This window comes from Mesorhizobium sp. M7A.F.Ca.AU.001.01.1.1, assembly GCF_004022735.1.
In the GTDB taxonomy this organism is placed as follows: domain Bacteria; phylum Pseudomonadota; class Alphaproteobacteria; order Rhizobiales; family Rhizobiaceae; genus Mesorhizobium; species Mesorhizobium ciceri.
In genome coordinates this window covers 1-9,939 of the sequence record NZ_RZPF01000169.1, presented here as the reverse complement: position 1 = coordinate 9,939, position 9,939 = coordinate 1, and the positions used below count along the sequence as shown (strand labels likewise).

Here is a 9,939-nt window from a genome sequence, read left to right as displayed (position 1 = left end):
GGCTTGTTGATAGCCCTCGGACTAGCCCTTCTTTTGGGTTACCAGCTGTTTCGCGCCATTACAGGTCCGCTCACTCGTTTGGTCAACGCGGTTCAATTGATGCGGCAAGGCGACTTCAGCGAACGCCTCGATCTGAGGCGCCGAGACGAATTCAGCGTGCTTGCCGACGGCTTCAACGCAATGGCGGACGATCTCACAACCCTCATTGGTCAGGTTCAAAGGTCCAGCATACAGGTCGGCACATCGATAACTGAGATCGCCGCCACCTCCAAGCAACAGCAGGCAACTGCGACTGAAATCGCAGCGACCACAACAGAAATCCGCGCGACAGCCAAGGAGATCTCCGCCACGTCAAACGAGCTCGTCCGCACGATGAACGAGGTCTCGACAGTTGCCGAGCAAACTGCTGCCGTCGCCGGCGGAGGGCAAGCGGGGCTAACCCGTATGGAAGAAACCATGCAGCAGGTCATGGAAGCGGCCGGCGCGATCAATTCCAAACTCGCGATCCTGAGCGAGAAAGCCGGCAGCATCAATCAGGTGGTGACGACCATCACCAAAGTGGCCGATCAGACGAACCTTTTGTCGCTCAACGCTTCCATCGAGGCAGAGAAGGCCGGCCAATATGGCCGGGGCTTTGCAGTGGTGGCGACGGAAATCCGAAGGCTCGCGGACCAGACGGCTGTCTCCACATACGATATCGAGCAGATGGTCAAGGACATCCAGTCGGCAGTCGCGGCCGGGGTGATGGGCATGGACAAGTTTTCCGAACAGGTCCGCCGGGGTATGCAGGAAATCCAGCAGGTCGGCGGGCAACTCTTCGAGATCATTCAGCAGGTTCAGGGGCTGGTGCCACGTTTCGAAGTCGCCAATGAAGGCATGCAAGCGCAGGCGACCGGCGCGGGGCAGATCAGCGACACGCTAACGCAGCTGAGTGAGGCAGCTCAGCAAACAGTCGAATCCCTTCAGCAATCGACGCTCGCGATCGACGAGCTCAATCAAGTCTCAGGCGGCATGCGAAGTAGCATTTCGAGGTTCAAGCTGAGAGCGTAGCGAGCCGGCAGTAGGGGGTGACAATGCTATTTCTCGCCTTCAGCATGGGTCCGGATCGCTACTTGATCGATGTCCACCAAATTGAAGAGGTGCTGCCTCGTCTCGATGTGAAGGTCCTGCCGGGTGCGCCAACCGGTGTGGTGGGTCTGGTCAGCTACAACGGAATACCCATCCCGCTGATCGATGTTACTCTTCTTGCGCTTGGCCGGCCGTCGGAGCGCCTATTGAGCACCCGGATCGTTGTGACGCGCTATCACGCGCATGATGGCGAGCAGCGCCTGCTGGGACTGATCGCGGAACGGGTGACGGATACGCTTGAGCGAGACCCTGCCGACTTCGCGCCGTTCGGACTTGAACCAGGAACCCCGCCCTATCTTGGGCCGGTGGCTTCCGATGGTTCGGAGATCATTCAGTGGGTCAAAGTGGCATCGCTGCTTTCGGAAGAGATACGTACCGCATTGCTCCGCCAGGCCGCGACGGGTGATCAATGACCGGCGCAATTGAAAAGCTCCTGACGGAAACCATCGGACTGGACAGTGCCAGCGTTGGTCCGACAGTGGTCCGTCAGGCGGTCAGAGATCGGATGGCAGCATGCCGGATAACCAACGCTCAGACCTATAAGGAACACTTGACCGGTTCCTCGCAGGAGTTGCAGGAGTTGATCAATGCGGTGGTGATCCCGGAGACCTGGTTCTTTCGCGACCGAGAAGCGTTCACCATGCTGGCGCGGCATGCGCGCGTGCACAAGCGTGCTCAGCCGATTAAAGTCCTGAGCCTGCCATGTTCAACCGGCGAAGAGGCCTATTCGGTCGCCATGGCCATGTTCGATGCCAGCTTTGAGGCGCACGAGTTCAAGATCGATGGTGTGGACGTCAGCAGCCGCAATATCGCGACGGCTGAACGCGCGATCTATGGGCGCAATTCGTTTCGCGGCAGCCATCTCGAATTCAAGGATCGCTATTTCGAAGCGGCCGAGAGCGGGTTGCGTCCTACAGCTGCGGTGCTGAAACAGGTTCGGTTCAGGGTAGGAAACCTGTTCGGCTCTCGCGCGTCTTTCGGGCAAGAAGTCTATGACATCGTGCTTTTCCGCAATCTGCTGATCTATTTCAATCGAGAGCTGCAGGATCGCGCGTTGATCTGCCTGAAGGACCTACTGGCCAAAGACGGACTCCTCCTGGTCGGTCCGGCGGAAGCAGCTCTTCCAAGGTTGCATGGCTTTATTTCCGCTGAATGGCCATTGGCCTTTGCCTTCCTGAAATCGGAGCCCGTCAAGACCACGGCGCCGACAGTTTCGGCCGCCATCCCGGTGCCGACGCCAACCCCGAAGGTCAACAAGAGCAAGCCTCTTCTTCGGCCCCGACCGACAATTGGCAATGAAGCCCGTGGACAGGCGCCGGCCAAGCCGCTTGCAAAGGCCTCGGAAAGCCTCATCGCGGTTGAACGGATCGCCAATGCAGGACGGGTAAAGGAGGCACAGGAGGTCGCCCTGGCGCATCTCAAGGAATTTGGTCCTTCCGCGCAAATCTTCTACTTGCTGGGCCTCGTCCAGGATGCGGATGGCGCAGCACCCCAAGCCGCGCAAAGCTATCGCAAGGCGCTCTATCTCGCGCCAAATCATCGAGAAGCTCTCATCCATCTGGCTTTGCTGCTTCGCAAGCAAGGCGACCATAACGGCGCCGAGGCCCTGGCTGGCCGGCTAGGCCGGGTCCAGAAAAGGAGCGGCAGCTGATGGCGGCTTCGACAGGGATCGCTCAGCCGTTGGAGCAGATTGAAATCGACGACTGCTGGCGGCAAATAGGCGTACGGGGTGACAAGTCATGTCCGCTGCTGGAGCAGCATCTCCACTGCCGGAATTGCCCGACCTATAAGAAGATTGCACGACACCTCCTCGACCGTGCGGCTCCCTCGGTATATCGCGACGAATGGCCTGGTAACGCTGGTCGAGCAGGGATCGATCCGGCCGACGGCGAGGCGCTGCAGACGGCTGTTCTCTTCCGTTTGGGGGAAGAATGGCTGGCCCTTCCGGTCGGTATTTTTCATGAAGTGGCTGAATCTCGTCGCGTTCATTCACTTCCACATCGCAGAAACCGTGCACTGCTCGGTATTGCGAATGTCCGTGGTGAATTGCTCGTTTGCCTGTCCCTGGCTGAATTGCTCGGGATAGACGAGCGCAAGGAGGGGGAGCAAAGCACGCGAACCAAGGTATTTCGCCGCCTGGTTGTTGTGGGCGAGCGCGACAAGCGGGTTGCCTTTACGGTTGATGAGATCCACGGCTTACATCGCTATCGGGCACGCGACACTCTCGCTGTGCCACCCACGATCGACAAGGCGCTGTCTGCGGCTACTAATGCCGTTCTGCCCTGGCAGGGACGGGCCGTTGGTTGTCTCGACCCAGAACAACTGCTCACGATGCTGGCTCGGAGCATGGCATGACAGATGAGGACTTCAGCCAGGTTTCGATGCTCAGCCTCTTCCAGGCCGAACTGGAGACGCAGTCACAGGCACTAACGTCTGGGCTTCTGGCACTGGAACGCAATCCTGTCGCCGCCGATGCCCTGGAAGCATGCATGCGTGCCGCACATTCCCTGAAGGGAGCTGCCCGAATCATCGACCTGATGCCCGCGGTCAAAGTTGCAAATGCGATGGAAGATTGCCTGGTCGCCGCGCAACGTGGGCATCTGAGAGTGGGACGGGAGCATATAGATGCGCTCCTGCAAGGCTGTGACCTTTTGAAATTGATCGCATCAGGATCATCGAGCGAGCGCGCCAACTCAGAAATCGAAAGCTTTCTCGCGAAGTTTGAGGAATTGTCCCCCCCCGAGGCGAAGCCCGGGGCCCAAGATTTTGCAGTTGATTTCGCCACTCCTGATCATGCCCAGGATCAGCTGGCGACGACCTCTTCAGCGAATCTCCTCGTTGGGACGCCACCGCAAACCCACGGCAGCATTGGCTCTGATAGAATGGTTCGGGTGACGGCAGACAGCCTGAACCGATTGCTCGGGTTGGCTGGCGAGTCGCTGATGGAAGCTCGGCGGCTCAGGCCATTCGCTGACGGGCTACTGCGACTGAAGCGACTTCAATCGGACCTCGCAAGTGCGTTCGACAACCTTCACGCAGTGCTGCCGCCGGGTTCAAATGATGCGGCCGCAGTGGAGGCGCTGGCTGAAGCCCAGCGAAAGCTTCGGTTGAGCCAAGCGTTCCTGGCGGAGCGTCTCGATGAATTGGATTCAGTGGATCGCAAAGCGACCGATCTTGCCAACAGATTGTACGACGAAACGTTGGCGAGCCGGATGCGGCCTTTCGAGGACGGCGTGAGACACTACGCAAGAACGGTCCGCGACCTCGGTCGTACCCTTGGCAAGCGGGCGCGACTGGAGATCGTAGGCGGCTCGACCGGCATCGACCGCGATATCCTCGAGCAGCTCGATGCCCCCTTGGGGCATCTTTTGCGCAACGCTGTAGACCATGGGCTTGAACCGCCTGAGGAGCGCCTCGCGATGGGGAAACCCGAAGAGGGGCTGATCAGGCTCGAAGCGAGGCACAATGCCGGGCTGCTGCAGATAGCCGTGGTGGACGACGGCAGGGGGATCGAGATCTCGAAGCTGCGCGAGGCTGTCATCGCCCGACAGCTTGCGACCAGGGAAAGTGCTGACACACTCAGCGAAACCGAATTGCTCGCATTCCTGTTTCTGCCAGGCTTTTCGATGAAAGCGGGCCTTACCGACGTGTCCGGCCGTGGTGTGGGACTCGATGCGGTGCAGGCGATGACGAAGGAGGTCCGCGGAATCACGAGCGTTTCCTCGGAATTTGGTCGTGGAACCCGGTTTCAACTGCAGCTGCCGCTGACGTTGTCAGTCCTGCGCACACTACTCGTCGAAGTCGATGGGGAGCCCTATGCGTTTCCACTCGCCGCCATCTCCAAGACAATGAGATTGCAGCGGATGCAGATCAACCTGCTGCAGGGCCGACCGCATTTTCGCTTGAACGATCGACAGATCGGGCTGGTGACCGCGCGCGAAGTGCTGGATCGAGGAGAGTCCGGATCGGAACCGGACGAACTCTCGGTTGTCGTCGTGGATGCAGGTCGGGGCGATGCATACGGCCTGATCGTTGACCGTTTTCTCGGGGAACGCGAGCTGGTGATCAGACCTCTCGATCCACGGTTTGCCAAGATCAAGGACATCAGCGCAGCGGCCCTGATGGAAGACGGTTCGCCAGTTCTGATCTTCGACGTCGATGATCTGATCCGATCGGTGGAAAAACTTGCATCGTCTAGCGGATTTAGGGCTGTTGGGCGCGCTGCGGGCGGTCCCGAACCGAGCAGACGCAAGCGCGTGCTCGTGATTGACGATTCACTCACGGTCCGCGAACTCCAGCGCAAGATGTTGGGCAATCACGGTTATGATGTCGAAGTGGCGGTCGACGGGATGGACGGATGGAATGCCGTCCGGTCTGGTCCTTTTGATCTTGTCGTCACTGACATAGATATGCCGCGCATGGATGGCATCGAGTTGGTGAGCTTGATCAGAAAGGACGCCCATCTCAAGAACACACCCATAATGATCGTTTCATACAAGGATCGGGAAGAAGATCGCTCGCGCGGGCTTGACGCCGGTGCGGACTATTATCTGACCAAGAGTACCTTTCAGGACGAGGCGCTGATCCATGCGGTCGTGGACATGATTGGCGAGGCGACTGAATGAGATCGAAATTGGAAGCCAACGAATGAGAATCGGCGTAGTCAACGACATGCCGATGGCGGTTGAGCTTCTGCGCCGGCTGGTCTTGTCGACCGGCGAACATCAGGTCGCATGGGTCGCGACCAATGGGCGTGAGGCGGTCGAGGTCTGCAGACGTGATCTGCCGGATCTGATACTCATGGATCTAGCGATGCCAGAGATGGACGGCGTGGAAGCGACGCGCAGAATCATGGCGGAAACCCCGTGCTCAATCCTGCTGGTGACCGCCAGTATCGAAGCCAACCTCGTCGGTGTCTACGAAGCAATGGGTCATGGCGCGCTTGACGCGGTCGATATTCCGTCAGTAGGCATCGAAGGTAACGCGTCCTCGCAATCCGCACGGCTTCTAACGAACAAGATTGCGACGATCGGCAAGCTGATCGGTGATGCGCCGGCCAAGACAAAAAGGCGGATGTCACGTGACGCTGAGCCGACACCTCGACGCTTAATTGCAATCGGCGCCTCCGCGGGCGGGCCGGCCGCCGTTGCCGCCGTCCTGAGTGCGTTTCCCGTTGATTTTGACGGCGCGATCGTGCTCGTCCAGCATCTCGATGCTCAGTTCGTGCCGGGGCTTACTGATTGGCTGGGACAGCATACGCCTCTCCCGATCCGTCCGGCGCGGGAAAAGGATAGTCCTCAAGCGGGCACTGTTCTCGTAGCCAGTTCTGCGGATCATCTGGTTTTCAAGTCAGCTCAACAACTTGGCTATACGCCCAGCCCCAAGGACAATTTTTATCGGCCGTCCGTTGATGTGTTCTTCGGAAGTGCGGCGCAATGGTGGCCTGGCTCTGTGATTGGTGTCCTGCTCACAGGCATGGGCAGGGATGGCGCGCGCGGGCTAAGACAGCTCCGCGACAAAGGGCATCTCACGATCGCCCAGGATCGAGCAACCAGTGCAGTCTATGGCATGCCGAAGGCCGCCGCCGAAATCGGCGCGGCTGTTGATATTCTTCCTTTGAGTGCGATCGGCTCACGTATAATCGAAGCCTGCGAGCGCTCCACGTGAAAGGGCTCGTCCGATGACGCAAGAACCAGAGCTGGTCCCGCCACTCACAGACAACTATTCATCCATGGTTCTGCTCATCGATGATCAGATCATGGTTTGCGAGGCGGTCAGGCGCGCTCTAGCCAACGAACCCGATATTTCCCTACACTTCTGCACCGACCCGTTGAGAGCAATGACAGTCGCGGATGAGGTAAAGCCAACCGTTATCCTGCAGGATCTCGTCATGCCCGGCGTCGATGGGCTGCATCTGGTGCGAGAATACAGGAAGCATGCGTCGACACGCGCGGTCCCAGTCATTGTGCTGTCGAGCAAGGAAGATCCAGCCACCAAGGGCGAAGCCTTTGCTGCGGGAGCGAACGACTATCTCGTCAAACTGCCGGATCGTATCGAGCTGATTGCACGTATTCGATATCACACTCGGGCTTATCTGGATCACGTCCAGCGAGACGCGGCATACCGAGCGCTAAGGGAAAGCCAGCGACAGCTGATCAGTGCAAATCTCGAGCTTGAACGTCTGACGCGGATCGATGGCCTGACGGGCCTCGGCAACAGGCGCTATTTTGATGAATATCTGGCGGCCGAATGGAAGCGCGCTTTTCGCGCACAGTCCCCATTGTCGCTGTTGATGATCGATGCCGACAACTTCAAACGATACAACGATACCTATGGCCATATGGCCGGCGATGAGGTGCTCAAGCAAATCGCCCGCGTAATCCAGAGCGGTTCCGGACGCTCCACCGACCTAGCTGCGCGGTACGGAGGCGAAGAGTTCGTGGTCGTGCTGGTCGACACTTTACTGGAACAATCCAGTGCGATCGCAGAGCGGCTCGTCCAGGGCGTGCGGGAGTTGAACATACCCCACGGCCCGGATCGTGTGACCATCAGCGTCGGCGTTGCAACAGCGGTGCCCACCGCGGACGAGACGCCAAATGATTTCGTCAATGCTGCCGATTTGGCCCTATTTCGTGCCAAATCGGAAGGACGAAATCGTGTCGCGGTTCATATGTCCCGCAGCTAGACAAGCTCAACGTACTTCTCAGGCTAAGATGGAACTTTCTGAGCGTACGTTGAACGCGCCTGGGCTCGCCCGGCCTTCAAGAAGCTCTATGCCGACCAGCTCGCTTACTTTGCGGCTGGAGCTCGAACCCATCGTTAATGACCGCTGGGCGTCCGGTTCTGGGTGGGAACGTGCCGGTTCGCCTGATCGCTCGAATTTCTGCTTTTGGGATTCCGCTGGGGCCAGCTCAACGGCTGACTTGAGTCGCAAAGCGGAATATCGGCATCGCGCCGCGATGGTTGAGATTCAATCGCGGCTCAATGCTCGCCGGAGAGCACCGAAGCGAATGCGATATTGCGCCGGCGTCACCCCGACCTTGCGGCGGAAGAGACGCCCGAAAAAACTCGCATCCTCATAGCCGACTTCACTCGCCACCGCTTCGACCGGGAGATCGCCGGTCTCCAGCATCTGCTTGGCTTGCTCGAGCCTGAGCGCGTGGATGTAGTCGATTGCCTTCATTTCCGTGGCCTTGGCGAAGCGGCGCACGAAGGAGCGCTCGGACAGGCCTGACAACTTGGTCATGGCGGCGACGGGCGAGGGCGTCCGGTAGTTGCCTTCGGCCCATTTCTGGCAGCGGTTGATCACCGCGTCGTCGGTCTGGCGAAAGCGCATCAGCGCGGCGAAGGGCTGCTGGCCCATGTCGTGCCACTGCAGCATGTAGACCTTGGCGACCTGCATCGCCTCCTTGAGGCTGACGAAGCGCGCGATCAGATATAGGGCGAGATCCTCCCAGCTCGAGCCGCCCCCGGCCATGACGATGCGGTGGGCCTCGCCGGTCAGCACGAGTGACTGGCCCGGCTTCACCTTAACGCCGGGATAGTTGTTCGTGAGCGTCTCGACATAGCCCCAGTGAATGGTGGCATCGCGATTGTCGAGTAGCCCGGCCTCGCCGAGCAGCACCGCGCCCGAACAAGCGCTGGCCAGCATGGCGCCGTCGTCATGCGCTCGCTTCAGCCATGCGGCTTCGGCGTCATACTGCCCGGCGACGCTTTCTCCCGGATTGACGAAGAAATCTGGAATACAGACGATGTCGGGTGGCGGGCAATCGGCAAGGCTGTGATCTGGGCGCACCCAGATGCCGTTTGCAGCGCGAAACGGGCTGCCGTCCCCAGCAACCACATAGGGCCGCATGCGCGGCGTGCCCGCCGCACCGCTGGTTATGAACAGGAAATCCCTGCCGGGCGAGGAAAACAGGTCGAACATGCCGTAGATCGTGGAGGCGGTAGCCTCCGGAACGGCAAGGATCGCCACATTCAATGGGCCGATCTGTTCAACCATGGCAGAAATGACCGCCTTTCAGCATTTTCGACTTTAGCGGCCGTGCCCGCGCCGCGCTAGCGTGTGTGAAACGAGGAGACCGCCACATGGCCGCCACCGCTACCCTTGCAGCATCGAGCATCGAAAGCTTCCGTTCCATCATGCGCGGCGAGGTGCTGGAGCCGTCGAGCCCATCCTATGACACGACGCGGATCGTCTGGAACGGCATGATCGACCGACGTCCCGCTCTCATCGCGCGCTGCCGGAGTTTTGCCGATGTCGAGGCGTCGGTGAATTTCGCGCGCGAAGAGCGGCTGGCGATCGCGATCCGCTCGGGAGGCCACAATGTTGCAGGCTACGCCGTCTGCGACGGCGGCCTGATGATCGACATGTCGCTGATGAATGGCGTGCGGGTCGCGCCCGGCCTCGATCGTGTCTTCGTTGAGGGCGGCGCTATTTGGGCCGATGTCGATGCGGCCACCACCCCGCTTGATCGCGCCACGCCGGGCGGCCTGATTTCGGGGACGGGCGTTGCCGGCCTGACTCTTTCCGGCGGCATCGGCTGGCTGCGCGGCAGCCACGGCCTCAGCGTCGACAATCTGCTGGCGGCCGATCTGGTGACCGCCGATGGCCGCCTCATCCATGCCGACGCGACCCAGAACCCGGATCTCTTCTGGGCGCTGCGCGGCGGCGGTGGCAATTTCGGCGTGGTGACGAGCTTCGAGTTCAAGCTGCATCCGATCGAGCCGGAGCTGATGTTATGCGGTCCGGCCTATCCCGAAGAGCGCGCCAACGAGATCATTCCACTCTGGCGCGACTTCATGCAGACC

At 59.9% G+C, this 9,939-nt stretch carries 9 protein-coding genes; 8 read left to right on the top strand and 1 reads right to left on the bottom strand.

The genetic code is table 11. The features are described from left to right. The 7 genes from EN884_RS12990 to EN884_RS12960 all read left to right on the top strand — a co-directional run. Positions 1–1,050, top strand: a 1,050-nt coding sequence (locus EN884_RS12990) for a methyl-accepting chemotaxis protein (RefSeq protein ID WP_164894995.1), incomplete at its 5' end; no start/stop codon positions are given. Positions 1,051–1,073: 23 nt separating this feature from the next. After that, positions 1,074–1,541 carry a chemotaxis protein CheW gene (locus EN884_RS12985; RefSeq protein WP_063170493.1) on the top strand — a complete coding sequence of 156 codons (468 nt, stop codon included), beginning with the start codon at positions 1,074–1,076 and terminating at the stop codon, positions 1,539–1,541. Beyond that, complete coding sequence (locus EN884_RS12980) at positions 1,538–2,779, top strand: protein-glutamate O-methyltransferase CheR (RefSeq protein ID WP_063170494.1); 1,242 nt, start codon at positions 1,538–1,540, stop codon at positions 2,777–2,779. The genes EN884_RS12985 and EN884_RS12980 overlap by 4 nt, the downstream gene beginning before the upstream one ends. Further along, a complete protein-coding gene (locus EN884_RS12975; protein ID WP_063170495.1) occupies positions 2,779–3,483 on the top strand; it encodes a chemotaxis protein CheW in 705 nt (234 codons plus the stop codon). Before EN884_RS12980 ends, EN884_RS12975 begins: the two co-directional genes overlap by 1 nt. Beyond that, positions 3,480–5,753, top strand: coding sequence for a hybrid sensor histidine kinase/response regulator (locus tag EN884_RS12970; RefSeq protein WP_063170496.1), 2,274 nt, complete (start codon positions 3,480–3,482; stop codon positions 5,751–5,753). The genes EN884_RS12975 and EN884_RS12970 overlap by 4 nt, the downstream gene beginning before the upstream one ends. A gap of 22 nt (positions 5,754–5,775) precedes the next feature. Continuing rightward, a complete protein-coding gene (locus tag EN884_RS12965; RefSeq protein ID WP_063170497.1) occupies positions 5,776–6,795 on the top strand; it encodes a chemotaxis response regulator protein-glutamate methylesterase in 1,020 nt (339 codons plus the stop codon). Positions 6,796–6,808: 13 nt separating this feature from the next. Next, a complete protein-coding gene (locus tag EN884_RS12960; protein ID WP_063170498.1) occupies positions 6,809–7,813 on the top strand; it encodes a PleD family two-component system response regulator in 1,005 nt (334 codons plus the stop codon). 285 nt (positions 7,814–8,098) lie between these two features. Here EN884_RS12960 and EN884_RS12955 read toward each other — a convergent pair whose 3' ends face one another. Then, positions 8,099–9,130, bottom strand: a complete 1,032-nt coding sequence (locus EN884_RS12955; protein ID WP_063170499.1) for a helix-turn-helix domain-containing protein — start codon at positions 9,128–9,130, stop codon at positions 8,099–8,101. An 86-nt stretch (positions 9,131–9,216) separates the two neighbouring features. Between EN884_RS12955 and EN884_RS12950 the strand changes: the two genes are divergently transcribed. Continuing rightward, positions 9,217–9,939 (top strand): FAD-binding oxidoreductase (locus tag EN884_RS12950; protein ID WP_164894994.1); only part of this gene is annotated, 723 nt, incomplete at its 3' end.